The 19,793-nt window shown below is 43.1% G+C and carries 15 protein-coding genes; 9 read left to right on the forward strand and 6 right to left on the reverse strand.

Annotation, left to right across the window (positions count from 1 at the left end; genetic code table 11):
- Positions 1–128: 128 nt before the first annotated feature.
- The 4 genes from H5073_RS13385 to H5073_RS13400 form a co-directional block, all read right to left on the reverse strand.
- A complete protein-coding gene (locus H5073_RS13385; RefSeq protein ID WP_182680068.1) occupies positions 129–1,025 on the reverse strand; it encodes an ABC transporter ATP-binding protein in 897 nt (298 codons plus the stop codon).
- The gene (locus H5073_RS13390) at positions 1,022–1,855 is read right to left on the reverse strand and encodes an ABC transporter permease (protein WP_182680069.1); all 834 of its coding nucleotides are present in this window, start codon (positions 1,853–1,855) and stop codon (positions 1,022–1,024) included. The genes H5073_RS13385 and H5073_RS13390 overlap by 4 nt, the downstream gene beginning before the upstream one ends.
- A gap of 89 nt (positions 1,856–1,944) precedes the next feature.
- Complete coding sequence (locus H5073_RS13395; protein WP_182680070.1) at positions 1,945–2,649, reverse strand: YceH family protein; 705 nt, start codon at positions 2,647–2,649, stop codon at positions 1,945–1,947.
- An 81-nt stretch (positions 2,650–2,730) separates the two neighbouring features.
- Positions 2,731–3,564 (reverse strand): S1 RNA-binding domain-containing protein, encoded by an 834-nt coding sequence (locus H5073_RS13400; RefSeq protein WP_182680071.1) that lies wholly within the window; start codon positions 3,562–3,564, stop codon positions 2,731–2,733.
- Between the two features lie 744 nt (positions 3,565–4,308).
- On the opposite strand from H5073_RS13400, the gene speA reads away from it, so the two are divergent.
- The 9 genes from speA to H5073_RS13445 all read left to right on the forward strand — a co-directional run bounded on the left by speA (position 4,309) and on the right by H5073_RS13445 (position 14,699).
- Positions 4,309–6,219 carry a biosynthetic arginine decarboxylase gene (gene speA, locus H5073_RS13405; protein ID WP_182680072.1) on the forward strand — a complete coding sequence of 637 codons (1,911 nt, stop codon included), beginning with the start codon at positions 4,309–4,311 and terminating at the stop codon, positions 6,217–6,219.
- 166 nt (positions 6,220–6,385) lie between these two features.
- Complete coding sequence (locus H5073_RS13410; protein WP_182680073.1) at positions 6,386–7,321, forward strand: adenosylmethionine decarboxylase; 936 nt, start codon at positions 6,386–6,388, stop codon at positions 7,319–7,321.
- A 29-nt stretch (positions 7,322–7,350) separates the two neighbouring features.
- Positions 7,351–8,283, forward strand: coding sequence for an agmatinase (gene speB, locus H5073_RS13415; protein WP_182680074.1), 933 nt, complete (start codon positions 7,351–7,353; stop codon positions 8,281–8,283).
- Between the two features lie 98 nt (positions 8,284–8,381).
- Positions 8,382–9,020 carry a pyridoxamine 5'-phosphate oxidase gene (gene pdxH, locus H5073_RS13420; protein WP_182680075.1) on the forward strand — a complete coding sequence of 213 codons (639 nt, stop codon included), beginning with the start codon at positions 8,382–8,384 and terminating at the stop codon, positions 9,018–9,020.
- Between the two features lie 3 nt (positions 9,021–9,023).
- Entirely contained in the window at positions 9,024–9,491 is a 468-nt protein-coding gene (locus H5073_RS13425; protein WP_182680076.1) for a YaiI/YqxD family protein, read from the forward strand.
- Between the two features lie 56 nt (positions 9,492–9,547).
- Positions 9,548–10,183: a YceI family protein gene (locus tag H5073_RS13430; protein ID WP_182680077.1), complete on the forward strand. Its 636-nt coding sequence runs from the start codon at positions 9,548–9,550 to the stop codon at positions 10,181–10,183.
- A 40-nt stretch (positions 10,184–10,223) separates the two neighbouring features.
- Positions 10,224–10,574 (forward strand): DUF3802 family protein, encoded by a 351-nt coding sequence (locus tag H5073_RS13435; RefSeq protein ID WP_182680078.1) that lies wholly within the window; start codon positions 10,224–10,226, stop codon positions 10,572–10,574.
- A 106-nt stretch (positions 10,575–10,680) separates the two neighbouring features.
- Positions 10,681–11,559 (forward strand): RimK/LysX family protein, encoded by an 879-nt coding sequence (locus H5073_RS13440; RefSeq protein ID WP_182680079.1) that lies wholly within the window; start codon positions 10,681–10,683, stop codon positions 11,557–11,559.
- Between the two features lie 311 nt (positions 11,560–11,870).
- Entirely contained in the window at positions 11,871–14,699 is a 2,829-nt protein-coding gene (locus H5073_RS13445; RefSeq protein WP_182680080.1) for an ExeM/NucH family extracellular endonuclease, read from the forward strand.
- A gap of 65 nt (positions 14,700–14,764) precedes the next feature.
- Here H5073_RS13445 and H5073_RS13450 read toward each other — a convergent pair whose 3' ends face one another.
- On the reverse strand, positions 14,765–18,349 hold the full coding sequence (locus H5073_RS13450) for a M1 family aminopeptidase (RefSeq protein ID WP_182680081.1): 3,585 nt from the start codon (positions 18,347–18,349) through the stop codon (positions 14,765–14,767).
- 11 nt (positions 18,350–18,360) lie between these two features.
- A complete protein-coding gene (locus H5073_RS13455; protein WP_182680082.1) occupies positions 18,361–19,245 on the reverse strand; it encodes an ABC transporter ATP-binding protein in 885 nt (294 codons plus the stop codon).
- Between the last annotated feature and the right edge of the window lie 548 nt (positions 19,246–19,793).

Below are 19,793 nucleotides of genomic sequence, written 5' to 3' on the forward strand. Positions count from 1 at the left end.
CATCACAAAATACATCCACTAAATTATCCATAAGCCCTCTGCGTGATTGGTTCCTTCTTGGTCGAAAGATCTGATCACAAAGAGGGCGATTAGTTCAGTTTTTTATCCCGAGTTGAGGTTAAGTAAGCTTAAGCGAATAAGGTATCTTCTAAGCTTCTGCCTTTTAGCAGCATCTTGTATTGCCATTGATGGGCGCTGAAGAGGGTAAACAATGCTTGTTCTAGCTCATAAGGTTCTGGGGCTTGGTAACTGATAAGCAGCTGCTGTTCTTTATGGGTTACAGCAAGCACAGAGGGCAGGGCGTTAATGGCACTGATCAGCGCTGGGTAGTCAGCATGCTTCATGATAAGGGTCAGGTAAGTGCTGCCATCTTGCTCCGCCAATGATACGGATTGCGCTAATTTCCCCTGTTCTAAGTAGACGATTTGATCGCATAGCTTTTCAAGCTCTTCTAAATTATGGGAGCTGATCACAAACTGAGTATTATTTGACTGAGATTTAACTATCTGACGAATAAGTTTAGCGTTGACCGGATCAAGCCCTGCGGTTGGTTCATCCAGTAAGACTAATTTGGGTTCACCAATCAAAGCCTGAGCGATAGCAACGCGTTTACCCATACCATGACTTAGACTCTTAGGTTTAAGCTTGGCAGAGCTGGTTAAATCGACAAGTGCCAGCACCCTTAAAGCTTCTTCTTTGGCCGCTGCTCTAGGTATGCCTTGCAAGCGTGCAAAAAAGCTCAGTTGCTCTAGCACAGTTAGATTAGGGTCTAAGGCCGCATCTTGAGGCAGTGCTGAAACAAGCCCCAATAATTCTGAGCTTCCCGCTTTGTAGCCCATGATGCGAATATCGCCTTCCGTGGGCAAAATATAGCCGCATAACAGACTAAACAAGGTGGTTTTGCCTGCGCCATTGGGACCGACAAGACCAATAGGTGCCCCAGCACTTAAGGATAGTGATACTTTATTTAAAGCTAATTTATCACCATAGTGTTTCGACAGCTGTTGGCATTCAATCAGTATCATAGTGTGCTCCTTTGCATATAAAGCCTGCCAATGAATAAGATTATTAATGTTTGCAGTAAAGGAATGGGGGCAAACAGTAATGCAGCTGCGCCTTGGGTATTCATCATGCTAATAATTTGTGAGCCAGGCAGCGCCCATTGCAAGAAATCAACACTGGGGAATTGGCTATTAATAATAGCAATGCTGATAGACACTAAGGCCCAGAGGATCACCGCAAATATTGTGGCTTGCCTAGCAGATTTTGCATAAAGAGAGAAAAGTGCCATGACCGCTGTGTAAGGTAACAGCACGATAAAAATGTTAATCAAAACATAAAAGCCGCTACTTATAGCGGCAAACCAGAGACTTGGATCGCGGCTTAACGCTAATGCTAAAGTGGCTAATACGGTAAAGCTTATCAGTGCCAGCTGGATCAGCATTTGTCCTAGGAAGCGGCCAAAAAACAGTGAATCACGACTGACTCTTAAACTGTAGAATCTAAAGGTACCTCGGTGTTTATCCGAACTAAATTGATCTGCACTGATAAAAATGCTGAACATGGGAAACAGATACAAACTGGCGCACCAAAATACGGCAAATTCGGCCACTGGCCACATGAAAAGTTTATCGACAACATTAGGCCCAAACACCGCCATGGTTAGCTGTTTAAAGCTTGGATCGAGCAACAACAAGCTGGCTTCTTTAATGGGAAATAGCAGGATAAGCCCCCAAATTAAGCTAAAGGCAAACAGGGCTACTAAGCCTTGGCCTTGAGTAAATCGCCTGCTGACTTCATTCGCTGCAATCAAGTAGGTGTGTTTAAGCCCTGAGGGCTGGTGGGATAACGCCATGGTTTATTTCCTTACCTAAAGCCTGAGTCACAATGCTCAGGCTTCTGTTATTACCTTTGAGTTTTAGCCTTTTGTATTGGCTTTTCGTATTAGTCGTCAGTATTAGTCAATAAGTTCAGTAGCTTAGCTTCTAATGCCGCAACTTGTTGTTCCAGCAGCGTTATTCTCGTTTCGAGCTGGCAGATTTTTTCATCGCTTGCTTGGTTTTTCTCAGCAATAGCTGCGCTATCTGAATGTATGGCTTGCGGCGTGCGTTGGCGCTGCGCTTCTGATGCTAAGTATTGCTCAACCAGAGACTGACTAAAAAGCTCCATATAACGATGGTCGCGCTTGTTAGCCTCTTTTGCCAGCATAACAACATGAGGCTTATCTGATTGAGACAATTTATACAGGCAGGTTTCAACTTCATTCACATGGGAAAACTCATGTAACCTTTGGCTACGGGTCTTAAGCTCTCCTGGGGTTTGTGGACCTCTGAGTAATAACACACAAATTAATGCTAGCTCAGCATTTGAGAGCTGCAGTTCACTGAACTCGGTATTGCAAAATCTGTGCTTATATTTTACGACTCGGCTACCAAAGCCAGATTGTTCGCTGACTAAGCGCTTCTTGGCTAATTCATCAAGGCATGTTTGAACTTGAGACTCCGTCAGGCTCATCACAGGTTCACGGCTACTTTTTTGGTTACAGGCTAGTGTAAGGGCATTGAGAGAAAGCGGGTATTGTTCTGGAGTGGTGACTTCCTTTTCTAATAGGCAGCCTATGACTCTTGCTTCAAATTCAGTGAGTTCCATTATATATCCCAAAAGAAAACAGGCTTCTATTTATAACAGAAGCCTGTGACTGAATACACTATCACTGGATTAAATCAGGGGTTATTTGCTCGAACGCAAGCCATCGGCATCAATACTGAGTTGACCGGCTTTGAATAACCCGCCAATAGCACGTTTAAATGCTTTTTTGCTCATACCCAGTTGCTCGTAAATAACTTCAGCATCTGTCTTATCGGTTAATGGCAAGAAGCCGCCAGCACGGTGCAATTTATTGATAATGGTTTCTGAATGCTTATCAAAGGATTGCTGAGCGCCTTTTTGCAAAATTAAGTCAATTTTACCGTCGCTGCGCACTTGTTTTACAAAGCCGTTAATCTTTTGCCCGAAGCTCAATCTTTGGAACACTTCGTTCTGAAATAACACGCCCCAATGCTGATTATTGACAATAGCTTTGAAGCCTAAATCAGTGGTGCCACCAATATAAAGTTCAACGGCTTCGCCTGCTTGGTATTCAGCAGGAGTTTTATCGAGGAATTTGTCGATTTTAGATGAGGCAACAATACGCTCATCGGCTTGGTTTGCGTAAACATAAACCAAGTAAGAACGGCCAACTTCGATGTCTCTGTGCTGTTCGCCAAAGGGTAATAATAAGTCTTTATCTAAGCCCCAATCCAGAAATGCACCGTAAGAGCTGGTTGCTACCGCTTTAAGGTAGGCGAATTCACCCACTTGAGCCAGTGGTGTTTGAGTGGTGGCTATGACTATGTCTTCAGAGTCTAAGTACAAGAATACATTTAAAATGTCACCCACAGTGCAATCTTTAGGGACAAACTTCTTAGGCAAGAGCACTTGACCGAGTTCCTGTGCATTAAGATACACCCCAAAGCTGACTTCTTTTACCACTTCAAGTGGGTAGTTCTTTCCAATCTGTATCATCTGTGACTCTGTTTCGCTTATTAAAGTAAAAATCGACCTGATTATATACTCAATTGCATGGATTGTAACTTTCAAGCCGCCTCTGTTATTGATAAAAGTGGCTCAGTGAAAGTTTTTTTATCCAGATCTAAGCTTGTTACTTGCAATCAGCCGCCGCTCGCGGTTTAATTGCGCCGATCGCTGATGACAGCGATACGATTAGAATACTTTTATCCAATTAATACGATTGATATTACATTACAAGATGACTGTTTTGCAGCCACTAGAGTCGTTAACCATGAAAGCCAAACACAGGAGAATATTCAAGTAGAATGCAGATCAATCCCCCTTTTTACATTGTTGATATCCCTCCCTCAAGTTTGTTTCTTTCGTGTGCCACTTTACGCTGTTGCGGCTGACTAATTGTAAATTTTATCCATGTGACTCATTCGATGTTGGCGCCTACAGCGCTATACTAATGAATGGCCCTTAGCGCCTTTTGAGTTAGGTGCGAGCCGACGGTGGTCTTAGGCAGCGGTCATGATGGATGTTTACACTGGCTGTGCGTCAGATAATGTTAATAAAGCTCAACGGCCTGAATTCAAAGTATTAATTTGGGCCTTTATTTAGACGGTGACGATAAATATATCGGCCGGCGGTGAACCAGGGACTAAAGGACTAAAACAGTGCCTTGGTATGTTTATTACAGCAGTCAAATCCGCCGAGTCGGCCGCTGCTCAATATTACTATTATGGGAATTTATTTATGAATGATTGGTCAATCGAAGATGCCCGCGCAGGCTACAATGTCACTCATTGGAGCCAAGGCTTTTACGGTATAGGTGAAGCTGGCGAAGTGACAGTGTCACCGGATCCCTTAAACCCAACCAACAAGGTCGCCTTAGATACATTGGCACAAGATTTGGTCCAAGCAGGTATTGCTTTACCTGTATTAGTGCGTTTCCCACAAATTTTGCACCACAGAGTAGAAAGTCTGTGTGATGCATTTAACCAAGCGATTCAAAAGTACGAATACCAAAATGATTATTTATTGGTGTACCCCATCAAGGTAAACCAACAGAAAACTGTGGTTGAAGAAATTCTTGCCAGCCAAGTGTCTAAAGAAGTGCCGCAGTTGGGCCTTGAGGCGGGCAGTAAGCCTGAGCTAATGGCTGTGCTTGCTATGGCGCAAAAAGCCAGTTCTGTGATCGTGTGTAACGGTTACAAAGATAAAGAATACATTCGCTTAGCCTTGATTGGTGAAAAGTTAGGCCATAAAGTTTACATCGTACTTGAGAAGATGTCAGAGCTTAAAATGGTGCTTGAAGAAGCCCGTGCTCTTGGCGTGACTCCGCGTCTTGGTTTACGTACTCGTCTTGCATTCCAAGGCAAAGGTAAGTGGCAGGCCAGCGGTGGTGAGAAGTCTAAGTTTGGTCTTTCCGCAGCTCAAGTGCTTAAAGTGGTTGATGAATTGAAAGAAGCCAATATGTTGGAATCTTTACAGTTACTGCATTTCCACTTAGGTTCTCAAATTGCCAACATCCGCGATATTCGTCAAGGTGTGGGTGAAGCTGGGCGTTTTTATTGTGAATTACGTCAACTGGGTGCCAGCATTAACTGTTTTGACGTCGGTGGCGGCTTAGCCGTTGACTACGATGGTACTCGTAGCCAAAGCAATAACTCGATGAACTACGGTTTAACCGAGTACGCTAACAATATCGTTAACGTGTTAACTGACTTATGTAATGAGTACGAGCAGCCAATGCCGCGCATTATTTCTGAGTCTGGTCGCCACTTAACGGCGCACCATGCAGTATTAATCACTGACGTGATTGGCACTGAAGCGTACATGCCTGAAAATATTCAAGCACCTACCGAAGATGCGCCGCAATTATTGCACAACATGTGGCAGTCTTGGACTGAGATAAGCGGTCGTCATGATCAACGTGCGATTATTGAAATTTACCACGACAGCCAAAGTGATATTGCCGAAGCGCATTCTTTGTTTGCAGTAGGTCAACTGAGCTTAATCGACCGCGCTTGGGCAGAGCAAACCAACTTACGTGTATGTCACGAAGTGAAGGGCTTGCTAAGCAATAACAACCGCTATCACAGACCGGTAATTGATGAGCTAAACGAAAAATTAGCTGACAAGTTATTTGTTAACTTCTCATTATTCCAGTCATTGCCAGATGCATGGGGTATAGATCAAGTATTCCCAGTATTGCCATTGACAGGGCTTAATAAGGCACCTGAGCGCCGTGCAGTAATGCTAGATATCACCTGTGACTCTGATGGTATTGTTGATCAATACGTTGATGGTCAAGGTATTGAGACGACATTACCAGTACCCGCATGGGATCCTGCGAACCCTTATTTGATTGGTTTCTTCATGGTGGGCGCATACCAAGAAATTTTGGGTGACATGCATAACCTGTTTGGCGACACTAACTCAGCAGTGGTATTTGTTGAAGATAACGGTAAAGCGCGGATTGAGTCGACGTTAGACGGTGACACAGTGGCGGACGTACTGCGTTATGTTAACTTAGATGCCGATGAATTTATGCATACTTACGAAGAATTAGTTGAACAGCATATTGTTGAAGATGAACGTGCTTCAATCTTAGAAGAGTTACAACTTGGACTTAAAGGTTACACTTACTTAGAAGATTTCTAAGTAACGGCGTCTTAGTGTAAATCTGCTGTAATGGCGAACCATAAAAACCGGGGTAACCCGGTTTTTTTATGCCTTCACTGTTAACATTCCAAAGGGTGCTTGATATGCTCCCGCTGAATGACCAGATAATTAATACGCTTGGTACTAGTCTTTTGTTGGAGTTTGTGTGAGTTTATTTTTTGAAGGCGCTGAAAAAAAACTTGAGGTTGTTATTAGTGACTCAGGGCCAAATCTTAGAGACCTAGGTGTGGATTTTTGGCATGCTTTGGTGGCCAGTGCTGATGCAGATATTTTATCTCAAATAAGTAATGACCATCTGGACAGCTATATATTGAGCGAGTCGAGTCTGTTCGTGTGGGATAAAAAGTTGATTATGCTCACCTGCGGCGGTACACGACTCGTGAATGCGCTTATGCATCTTATTCAGGTTTTGGGCGTAGATGCCATTAGCTTTGTCAGTTTTCAGCGCAAAAATGAGTTTATCGCCGCACTACAACCTAGCACATTTGCTGAAGATATTGCGCTTATTCGCCAGCATATAAGCGGTAAAGCGTACCGGATTGGTCACCTAGACAGCCATCATCATTATTTGTTTCATAGCCCTAATCCCTATGCGAATGCTTTGGAGGAAAAAAACTGTGAACTGCTGATGTACCACATCAGTGGTGATATCGCCGCTTATTTACGCTCACAGGGCCAAAATGCTGAGGTGATTAGGCAACAATTACGCTTAGCAGAGCTGTTTAGCGGTTTTACCTTGGACGATCATCTGTTTAGTCCCTTGGGTTATTCAGTTAACGGCATCAAAGACGACAAGTATTTCACTATTCATATCAGCCCCCAAGAGCAAAGTGCGTATGTGAGTATAGAAACCAACCTTGATTTGGCTAATTATCCTTATCCCGTGTTTGCTAAGTTACTTGAGCGACTACAGCCTAGCAGTTGGGATATCATAGGTTTTAATCTAGCCCATGAAGAAAGCGATTTTCCTGTACATTTATGTTTAGGGAGTTGTTCAATTACCACTTCCCTAGGGTATAATATTCACTTCAGTCACTATCAACAGCGTTGCCAAGAAGTGCTGATCCCTGAATTCATGTAATTGTCGGCAGTTGCCATCCTGGAGAGTTTATGACCACCTTCGCAGAAAAACCTGATTATTCGCTATATTCCAATGCGTTTGGTTATTTGCGCCAACCCCTTAATTTCAAGCCTACAGAAACTGACGCTAACGTCGTTGTCATAGGTTTACCTTTTGATATGGCGACCACGGGTCGCTCTGGTGGTCGTATGGGGCCTGACGCCATTCGTCGTGCCTCAGTGAACCTTGCCTGGGAAGATACCCGCTGGCCTTGGGATTTTAGCCTTAACGAAAGCATTAAGATTGTCGATGCCGGTGACTTAGTGTTTAATTGTGGCGATCAAGAAGATTTCACCACACGTCTAGAAGCGTTTGCTACCCGGGTGTTAGATGCAGATAAAGCCCTGTTAAGCTTTGGTGGCGATCACTTTGTGACCTTGCCGTTATTGCGCGCGCACCAGAAAAAATTCGGTAAGATGGCATTGCTGCATTTTGATGCGCACACAGACACTTACAGCCAAGGCAGCAAGTACGATCACGGTACCATGTTCTATCATGCGCCCCGTGAAGGCTTGATTGACTTAGACCATTCAATGCAAATTGGTATTCGTACCGATTACACCAAAGAAGGTCACGGCTTTGAAGTCATTGATGCGGCCATGGCTAACGACTTAACACCTGAACAAATCGTTGAAAAAGTCCGTGCACGTATTGGCGATATGCCGCTTTATGTCACTTTTGACATTGACTGTTTAGACCCCGCTTTCGCGCCTGGTACAGGTACACCTGTATGCGGTGGATTAACTACAGACAAGGCGATGAAAATCATTCGTGGTCTACGTGGTCTTAACATAGTGGGCATGGACGTAGTCGAAGTGGCACCTTCTTACGACAGCGCAGACATTACCGCACTGGCTGGGGCCACATTAGGCCTTGAAATGCTGCATGTGTGGGCAGACGCTAATGGCTTTGTAAAGAAATAAGCCAGAGTCTTAAATGCATTAAAGCCAACCTTCTGTGTTGGCTTTTTTATTGCTACTATGCCAGTTAATCAGGATTGGTATTAGTTTTAAGGATTAACATGAGTGACTTAAGTGATATTCGCCGCGAATACACCAAGGGCGGTTTACGTCGTAATGACTTACCAGAAAACCCAATGGCACTGTTTGAAACTTGGATGAGTCAAGCCAAGGAGGCCAACTTAAGCGATCCCACAGCCATGTGCGTGGCCACAGTGGATGAGCAGGGTCAGCCTTTTCAGCGCATCGTGCTGTTAAAGCGTTTCGATGACAGTGGTTTTGTGTTTTTTACTAATCTTGAAAGCCGCAAAGCTCAGCAAATCGGCGTTAATAAGCAGATCAGTTTGTTGTTCCCTTGGCATCCCTTAGAGCGCCAGGTGGCAGTGATCGGTGAGGCCGAACCCTTATCTATGATAGAAGTGGCCAAGTACTTCATCAGTCGCCCAAAAGACAGCCAAATCGCCGCTTGGGTATCAAAACAGTCCAGTAAAATCTCTGCAAGGCAGGCCCTTGAAGGCAAGTTTAATGAGATGAAAGCCAAGTTCGCCCAAGGAGATGTGCCCATTCCTAAGTTTTGGGGCGGCTATTTAGTGCGTCCTAAAAGCATTGAATTCTGGCAGGGTGGAGAGCACAGGCTTCACGACAGATTTATTTATACCAAACAAGCCAGTGAATGGCAGATAGACAGATTGGCGCCCTAATTTATGACTGAAGAGACGAGTCGTGTCAAAATTTGGGTCGATGCCGATGCTTGCCCCAATCCGGTAAAAGACATGCTATTTCGCGCCGCCGAGCGCAAACAGGTTAAGGTGATTTGCGTTGCCAACCAGCTTATTCGAGTCCCTATATCGCCTTTTATTTCAGCCATTAGGGTCAGCTCTGGTTTTGATGAGGCCGATAATTACATTGTTGAGCAATTGGACGTGGGCGATTTAGTCATTACAGCGGACATTCCTTTAGCAGGCGATGCGATTAACAAAGGCGCCATTGCACTAAACCCGCGCGGCACCTTGTACACAGAGCAAAATATTCGCCAAATTTTGACCATGCGCGATTTTATGGAAGAGCTTCGTAGCAGCGGGATGCAGCTCGACGGCCCCAATAGTTTTTCCCAAGCGGATAAGCACGCATTTGCCCAAGCATTGGATAAATGGTTACAAAAATTAGCCTAGAGACGAATTTCATATTACTCTACTGCTTAAAGATTGATTTATATAAGGTGATAGCAATGAAACCCGCACTGAAGCACGTATTGAAACAAGGATTTTTCAACGGTTCACTGACATTGTGTCTATTAGCCTTTGGCAGCGTCAGCATGGCAGCTCAAGCCGAAGATTGGCTGGTTAATTCAGGTCATTCTAACGTCAGCTTTGTATCGACTAAAAAAGTGGATATCGCAGAAGTACATAAATTTAAGCAAGTTCAGGGGAGCCTTTCTAAACAAGGCGAACTGGCCTTAGCCATAGACTTAAACAGTGTTGATACTGGCATTAGTATTCGCGATGAACGTATGGCAAGTTTGCTGTTTGAAGTGGCTAAGTACCCCAAGCTTGAAATTACCGGTCATGTGAATCCTAAATTAATTAATGATTTACCGCTAGGTTCCACCTTGGTGACTCAAATCACGGCAACTATTCAGCTTCATGGGCAGCAAGTCAATAAAGATATTGATGTGCTGGTGGCTAAATTAACTCCCACCACTTTAGTCGTCACCAGTATGACGCCGGTGATTGTGATGGCTAATGAATTTGATTTAGTTGCAGGGGTTGAAAAGCTACGTGATATTGCAGGCTTGAGCAGCATCAGTATGGCGGTTCCCGTGTCATTTGTGCTGACCTTGTCTCAGAAAATTTCCAGTAAATAAATAATAGTATCAGTACTATAACGTAAGTGCAGAGGCAACAATGGTTACAGATAAAGACGGGTATTTACATTTAATTCAATACCTTACTGAACATCTTGGTTTGTTTGAGTCACCAGAGGAACACGATGCCATCGCTGACACTGTTCTTGAGCTATTTGAAGAGCAATTGGCGGCGCAGATCATCATGGTTTGTGGTCAAAACCCTGAATTGTCGTTTGAGCAGCGTAATATGGTGATCCGTGAAGTGGATGCGATAATTAGCGATCTTGAAGAGATTTTAGCTAATGTTGCCAATCATAATGCCACTGCCTCTCAGAGTATTTTTGTCAGTGAATTTTCAGGATTAATAAAAAATCTATTTGATCAGGAAATTGATCATTTATTGAGATAGACTGCATCTATCGCAAGCCTGCTTCAGTGTCTTGAGATGAGCGAGTAAATACCGTGCCCAAGTAGATTACACTTGGGCCTCTTTTTGTCTGTTATTAGGGTTTGTCATGTTTAAAAGCGTGTTGATTAGTACGGTTTTATTGGTATTTTCATGTGTTGCGTTTGCTGGCGATAAAGTCATATTGCGTCAATCAGAGATGATGAGCATTGAGCCATCAGGCTTGAGCTATCATGCGCGAATGGACACAGGGGCTGAGAATTCATCCTTGCATGCCATCGATCTTGAGATTGTTGGTGGCAGCGCCAAGAAAATGAAAAAAAATATAGGTAAAACTATCGCCTTCACCACTGAGAATGAGCTGGGTGAAAAGAAGCGCATGGAAGCTAAAATTGTAGATACCTCCACAGTGAGTAACTCCCAAGGTACTGAAACCCGCTATATAGTAAAGCTACCAGTCCGTTTTGAAGGTAAGACGCACAAGGTGGATGTGAATTTGCGCGACCGCAGTGCGATGGAGTATAAATTACTCATCGGCAGAAGTTTCTTGAAAAATGGTTATGTGATTGATGTTTCAAAGAAGAAACTGATTGGCGAACAAGCAAAAATCAATGTTAAAGAAGCTGGGTTAGTGTTCAAGACCCGCATTGATTCTGGCGCAGTTCAAACCTCTTTACATGCCATCGATATCAGCATTGAAGATGAAGATAAGGTCAATATGAAGAATAATATTGGCAAGAAAATTACCTTCACTACAGTGAATGAGAAAAATAAGCGTAAAACCATTAAGACTTATGTCTATGGCACCTCTTACATTCGTAACGCTCAAGGGGATGAAACCCGCTATACCGTAATGCTTAACTTAGGCCAAAAAGGCAGTGAGCATTTAGTGAGAGTTAACTTAAGAGACAGAAGTAAAATGGGTTACAAACTGCTTATTGGCCGTAATTGGCTACAGGGCAGATATTTAGTTGATGTCACTAAATAATGTATTAGCACAAGCTAATGCGTATGTTGTAGTACCTTAGATTTACTCAAAAGCCGCTGTTGCGGCTTTTTTTATGCCTAGAGTCTGAGCTTTTGTTCTAGTACGTTTGGCTAGTTTATACGCACCTTGTTGCCATTTTGTTGTAACAATTTAAAGTTACGCTCACTGCGGTCAATGATTGTTGAGGTTAATAATCATTAGACAATTGAAGCCCGTGGTTTTGTGTTGTGCAGAGAAGAACAGAACAGATGCATAAAACGGCACGCTCAATCAGCAGCAAGTGACACTTATAATAATATGGGGACACAACAATGATCAGCAAAACCAGTTTAGCTGTAATGGCGGCAACAGCGATTTCATCGCTCAGTCACGCAGCTGATAATCCAATTATTTCAGAATACGTTGAAGGCAGCAGTAATAATAAAGCCATTGAGCTTTATAACCCGTCTGCTGTAACAATTGACTTAAGCCAATATCAATTAAAGTTCTTTTTTAATGGCAGTACATCGGCAGGCAGCAGTATTGCGTTAACAGGCTCGTTAATTGCCGGCGGCACGTATGTTATCGCCGATAATGATGCCAGCGCGGATATTTTAGCTAAAACCCAGTTAGTCAGTAATGCAAGCTTCTTTAACGGCGATGATGCCGTGGTGCTGTATAAGCAAGATGAAGTTATCGATTCATTGGGTCAGGTGGGCGTTGATCCAGGTTCACAATGGGGCAGCGGCGATTTATCGACTCAAGATAATACCATCAGAAGAAAGACTGATGCCTTAACGGCAGATACCGTGATTAATGATGAAGTCAGCTTAGATAATTGGCTGGGTTTTGCCAAAGATGATATCAGCGATTTAGGCCAGTTTGGCGCAGGACCTGTGGATCCCGATCCCACTGAGCCGGTTGAATTTGCCTGTAATGAACCCATGACAGCCATTCACCTTATTCAAGGTGAAGGAGATGCTAGTCCACTTAACGGCCAAAGCCTAGACGTAGAGGCTGTGGTTATTAGTAATCAAGAAGCCGGTTTAAAAGGCTTATTCATTCAAATGAGTGATGCACAGGTTGATGGCAATCCGCTTACCTCAGAAGGCGTGTTCCTGTATACCGGAAATGCGCCAATGGGATACATAGCTGGGGACAGTATTCGCGTGCGTGCAACTGTTAGCGAATACCAAGGCACAACACAATTATCTCAAACCAGTCAGCATACGCTTTGTGCCTCAGCTCAAGCGCTGCCAACGGCGGCGGAAATTACGCTGCCAGTGAGTGACACTAACGAGCTCGAACGCTTTGAAGGTATGGCGGTGCACTTTAGCCAGCCATTAGTGGTCAATGAAGTCTACAACCTTGGCCGCTATGGTGAAATCACCCTAGGCAGCAGTCGTCATTTTATTGGTACCCAAGTGGCAGCGCCGGGCGCCGATGCTTTAGCCGTTAGCGCGGCGAACAAGCGTGATAGCATATTGCTCGATGATGGTTTAACAGCGCAAAATCCTGAACCCATTCGCTATCCAGCCCCAGAGCTGAGTGCCAGTAACACAGTGCGCGTTGGTGATTTAGCCACAGATTTAGACGGCGTAATGCACTTTGGTTTTGGTCAATACCGAGTGATGCCAACAGAAGTGGTTAACTTTGTTGCCAATAACCCTCGTACCTCGGCGCCAGATGCCGTAGATGCTGACATCAAAGTGGCGAGCTTTAACGTACTTAACTATTTTAATGGTGATGGCATAGGCGGTGGTTTCCCAACCGATAGAGGCGCTCATACAGTAAGCGAGTTTGCCCGCCAGAAAACCAAAATAGTCAGCGCTATGCAAGCTATCAATGCTGACGTGTATGGTTTAATGGAAATTGAAAACGATGGCTTTGGCAGCAACAGCGCAATTGCTGATTTAGTCAATGGTTTGAACAGCGCCATTGGCGAGCAGCGATACCAATATATTGCAATGGATGGTGCCGGCATAGGTACAGATGCCATCAGTGTGGGTATGGTCTATCGTGGCGACAAAGTCATGTTACAAGGCGCGGCGCAGCTGCTATCTAGTGCAAACTCGCCCTTAGATGATAACGGCCAAGTGTTATTTAATGATACTAAAAACCGCCCTATGCTAAGCCAAAGCTTTGTTCATCAAGGCAGTGGCGAGCAATTTGTGGTAGCTGTGAATCATTTAAAATCCAAAGGCAGCAATTGTGATGCCCTAGGGGATCCTGATCTTAATGATGGTCAAGCAAACTGCAATCTAACCCGTACTCGGGCAGCAACAGCGATTGCCCAGTGGTTAAATACCCAATATCCAGAGCAGCAAGTGCTGGTTATAGGTGATATGAATGCCTATGCCAAAGAAGATCCTATCACGGCATTAGCGCTGGGCGGCTTTAGCGAATTGTTCCAGCATTTAGGTCAAGCTAATGCATACTCTTATGTATTTTCTGGAGAGTCAGGGCAACTGGATCACGCATTAGCCAGTGCATCGCTACTTGATAACGTCATCGCAGTACAAGAGTGGCACATCAATACTGATGAGCCGCGCATTCTTGATTACAACGAAGAGTTTAAATCTGCAGCACAAATCACTAACTTGTATCAAGGGGATGCGTATCGTTCATCAGATCACGATCCTGTGATTGTCAGCCTTAACTTTACCGCAGCCAATGTGGCGCCTGTGGCAAGCTTTGGCTATCAAGTCAATGCAGGGCAGGTGAGCTTTACCTCAACCTCTACCGACATCGACGGTGAAGTGGTCAGCCTTCAGTGGAATTTTGGTGATGATAATAGTGCTCAAGGTCAAGCCGTCGTGCATGAATACCAACAAAGTGGCAGTTACCCAGTGACATTAACCGTGACCGATGATGGCGGCTTAAGTCACAGCGTGACTCAAACCGTAGAGGTGACTGTTGGGCCACAAAATGCACTACCAGTGGCGAAAATTCATCATTTAAAACTGTGGTTTTTTGACTTGTTTTTCTCCTTTAGCTCAGACGCGGATGGATACATCAAACAACACAAATGGCGCTTTAGCAATGGCCAAACAATGACAGGCTTTTCAGCCATTCAGCGTAACCGCAACTTAAGCAGTGTGGAATTAACCGTTATTGATAACGAAGGCGGTGAAGGTAGCACTAGCTTGACGTATCGCTAATCATTTTTATTAGAAACATAAAAGGCTTACCTAGGTAAGCCTTTTTTATTTTTAGCACTATTTATTTAGTTAATACGATAAATGTTATCAGCACTGTCTCTATCAACGAGTCGTACAAAAGGATCAACGCCAGCAAAGCTTGGCTTGCTAGGTAGCGATATCGTTATCGTATTCGTCCCTGATTTAATCAGGTGCTTTTCTAAGTATAATATCGCATTCTTACCCGTAATATTTTCTGGGTTTTCGCTAAATAACCCGATATCAATATGATCTTCAAAGGCTTCTTCTGTTTCAAGTCCCTGTCCATCAGCGCGAATTAATTTAGCGTCTATGGTTAAGGTCACATCAAACTCGCCATTTTCACTGGCTGCGACAAGTACATTTGAAGTCTTTAAGTCGTAAAGGGTGATGTGCTCGAATAGATTTGTGATAAACACTTTTTCTTGTTCAGTTGCATCTTGGGTTATATAACTGAATAGATCTCTGGTGGTTGGGTACGGCGTACTTTGATAGCGGTACGCAGCCAAGAATGATGACAGCGCTTGGTTTAGCCTCTGCTCTCCTAATCTGTCTTTGATAGACATCATCACCACAGAGCCCTTATTGTAGTGAATATACTGCTGATTTTCACTGCGCATGAATGGCATTTCTTCAATAATTTCAACGCTTCGACCTTGTAAGTATCGATCTAATTCATAGGTTAAAAACTTACGAAGTTTATCTTCGCCGTATTTTTTCTCCATGATCATTAACGCGCTGTATTGTGACAGTGATTCAGAAATTATTGCACTACCTTGGACGTTCGCCGCGCCGACTTGGTGCCCCCACCATTGGTGAGCCACTTCATGGGCGGTAACATAATAGACAGGGTCGATATTTTCAGGATCGCGCAAATCTGTGATAAAGCCTATCTCTTCAGAGTAAGGCACAGTGTTAGCAAAACTTTGTGCAAATGCGCGATAACCAGGAAACTCGATAATCCGCATTTGTTTATGCTGATATGGGCCAAAGTGCTCACTGAAGTAATCAATAGAATCCCGCACTGACTCTATCATACGGTCTACGTTCATAGCGTGATATGGATGATAATAGACTTCAATATCAATGCCTTTATATTGCTCCTTTTTAGCAGATAACTGCGCTGACATAATAGAATAGAAGTTCACCATAGGCGCATCCATTTTATAATGATAACGACGGCGGCCGTCTTTAAGTGTTTCACTTTGCAGATAACCAGGTGCTATCGCAAACTGATCTTCACTCGTTGTAATTGTGGCTTCAAAATCAATGAAGCCAACACCAGCACCGAAGAAGCTTTCATTGTAAAATTGAGTATCATCAAGGTCATTGGCACGTTTTAATGGCTCAAGCCCATATTTACGGCGTTTATGGCTATCAACCAATTGCCAATCTTCGCGGTAACCGAATACTGGAAACAGCTCAAAATTGTTAATAAACGTGCCGTTTTCCACCAGTGAAAAATCGTTATTTCCATCAGAAAACCCCTGATGTGCCCTTGTAACTTTTAGCACGCCTTTTCGAGTGTCACCGGCCTCCAATGGCTTATCAAAGGTAAACCAAGCACTATTAAAGCGTTCATCGACTTCGCCTAAGCTGCCACCTTCAATATCCACCGACCACTTAGGTGTGAATGAAGGGTGACTGACTAAAAATTGACTCATGGCTTGCTGCGTATTATTGGCTATGGTGATTTCAGCCCTTGCTTCTATACGACGCTCACTTGGAAATATGTCAGCATACACGTGTGTTTGGGTAATAGTAGGGAAGCTATCTTGCTTAAATCCAACATACGATTTTTCGTACTCGGCTTGATTTTCTTCTTGGTCATCAAGGACCACATATTCATTTAGCACCCGCGTGTTGTAATGAATATAGCTGCCAGTTGAGACAAAAATCGCTAAACCTAACACAATCACACCTTTACCTGTGTTGCCTAAGTAATAACCGACTTTTTTTATTCTCGACTTGAGTGTTTGTGCCGGCCCTCGGTGCCATAACGCATAAGTCAACGCACTTAAGATCATCACTAAGCCAAACCAATAGGCCTTGAACCATAAATCAGTACTTAAAAAATTACCGTATTGATTAATGTCAGAATAAAACAGGGTAGGCGAGCTGGCGAAACGGAACATATGATGGCTAAAGCCAAAATTACTGATGGTGATTGAAAAAATAAAATACAATACAAACAGCAGCATCCCTATGTATTTGTTCGGGCTTAATACTTGTAGTAAAAAGGCTAATACAGCGGTAAAGATAAATGGCAGTAACGCATCAACACTTAAACGAATAACATACTGAAGTATTTCAATATGTTGCTGTCCACGCAATACTTGATTAACTATGGTAACGCCCATGCTAAAGCAGTAGAGCAACACCATCACAAGCGTGATCGCGATAATTTTAGAAAGCCAAAAAGTAATGCTATTAACCGGCATCGAATCTATGATGTCGCCCATGCCTGAGTTACGTTCCCGCCAGACAATTTCCGCGCTGTAATAAGCGACGACGATCGCCATTAATAATCCAGACGACCCCATGATTAACATCACCATGGCTTGAGTGACAGGCCAGTTAGGTGTGCCAAACATGCCACGTGGGTCAACCAATGGCGCGACCAATAAAAAGATGGTTAGCAGACTTAAAATAATGAAAGGTGGACTGAAAATAACTTGTTTAATTTCAAACTTAATGCGTAATCCAAGGTGTGCCATATTCTCAATAGCTTTACTTTTGTAAGTAATGGTATTGTTCAAATAGCGTGATATATCGTCATCTTGAGTGGGTTTTGCTGATACTTTCTTTGAACGCGTAGGCTTGCGTAATGAGACTTTACGACTAAAACCACCAAATAGCATCAGAATAGCAATAGAAATACTCAACCAGATCAAGCGATTTTGAAGGAGTAAACCTTCTAAAACGATAGGGGTGTTGTTTTTATCGTGCATGGTCCAATAGCGGGTAATTTCGGCGAACGTGTTAAAGCCAAAAGGATCTGCTAAGGCAACAATGGTGCGGTATTCAGGTTCATTAACAAACTGACCTGACACCTCGTAGATTATCATCAATGCAATCGCCACTAAGTAGACCGCCATCATGGAGCGAAATCGAATAGCAACCGCATAGAAAAATGATGATAAAACCAATAGCGTAGGTAGTGAAATATAAAAGTAAGCCGCAATATAATGATTAAGGTGACTTACGCCTAACCGTTCAGCATCCACCCAGCCGGTTAAACCGCCGATGACACAACCTAAGTAAATCCCTAAAGGCACAAAGGCGAATACCGTTGCGACTACAGCAAAAGAGCCAAGAAATCGCCCTAATTGGTAACTGATAGGTTTAATAGGCTTGCTATATAACAATTCAGACATTTGCGTGGTGTCATTACGAATTGCAGTATTAGCGACAAAGTTAACCACTAAAAACATCGCAAACAACCCCATTATTAACAGCGTTTGCGCGATAGAGAAGGGGCCGTTATAGAGCACATTTCCACCACCGCCAATTTGTACGTTTTCACTGACGGTGGCAAAAAAAGTCAGAAAAAAGAAAATTAGGCTGGTGACATAAAAAGAAGGTTGTTTGGTAAAATATCGCCATTCAAAGACGAACATATCCTTTAACATGATATGGCTCCTTAAGCAGCTTGGTTTTGCTGGCGATGTTTAAGTAACGTAGAAAAATAAACGTCTTCTAAGTTGGCTGGCGCTTGCTCGAAACCTTCGGGGGCGCTATCGGCGATAACGTGAATAATTGTTTTACCCGCGAATAAACGTTTTGAAATAATGGCAAAGTTTTGCTCTATTTCTATCGCTTCTTGTTGAGATACGGTTTTACGCCAAATTTGGTTATTAAGCCGCTGAGTTAATTCTATGGGGTTACCTTCAAGTAATATGCTTCCTGAAGCTAAAACTGCCATATTGGGGCATAGCTCAGACACATCTTCAACGATATGAGTCGACAGAATAATGGCTTTTTCTTCGCCTAAGCTGACTAATAAGTTATGGAAACGATTGCGTTCTTCTGGATCTAACCCTGCCGTTGGTTCATCAACCACTAATAAATCAGGATCGCCGAGTAAGGCTTGAGCAATACCAAAACGCTGACGCATACCGCCTGAAAAACCACTCACGGCATTTTTACGGTGTTGAAATAAATTAGTGTGTGCAAGTAAACCATCAACGGCTTCTTTACGTTCGGCTTTATTACTAATACCTTTTAAAATGGCCATGTGATCTAATAAATCGTAAGCACTAACTCGGGGGTAAACACCAAAATCTTGTGGTAAGTAACCTAAACGTAGTCGCATTGATTGCGGATCGGCTAATACGTCGATACCATCGAAGATAATACTTCCAGAATCAGGGGCTTGTAACGTCGCAATCGTGCGCATTAATGAAGATTTACCCGCACCATTTGGACCGAGTAAGCCGTACATGCCAGTGGGAATATTCAGTGAAATATTATTAAGCGCTTTTACGCCATTATCGTACGTTTTTGAAACTCCATTGATGGTAAGCATATTACTCCTTGTGTGTTTAACGTCTTAATCGATGAAAACAATATGTTATTAAAGTGCGGCGTGCATGTTAACTTTTTTGCTGTGTTCTACCTATCTAAAATTAACGTCGACGGGTTAAATTTGTAAATTATTGTGTTCATCACCTGAATTTGATGCAGATTATTTAATCGCAGGTGAAGAAAAATGATTGCTGGATAAAAAAGAGTGATACCTTGTTAATAGACAAGGTGCTGATGGTATCGTTACTCGGCTCGAATTCAGCAACTAAATGAACTATTCAATGCGCGCAATCAACTTGATGAAATAATCAGTTTATATCAACATTATTAATCTATTAAACGTATCAGATTTAGTATTAGTTGGTGTGTCATTAATTTGAAAGGGAATAATCCTTACTGCATTAATTCGCTTTATTTTAAGCGCAAAGTTCAAGCTTTAACGTAAGAGCCTGAATTTATGCCAATTAACTGCCATTTTCATGTCTTAACCCGAGTTGAAAATAACGTTGAGGTTGTTGAGGTTAAATAAGAACAGATAAAAATTAGGCG

The sequence above is a fragment of the Shewanella sp. SR44-3 genome, assembly GCF_014163735.1.
Classification (GTDB): Bacteria; Pseudomonadota; Gammaproteobacteria; order Enterobacterales; family Shewanellaceae; genus Shewanella.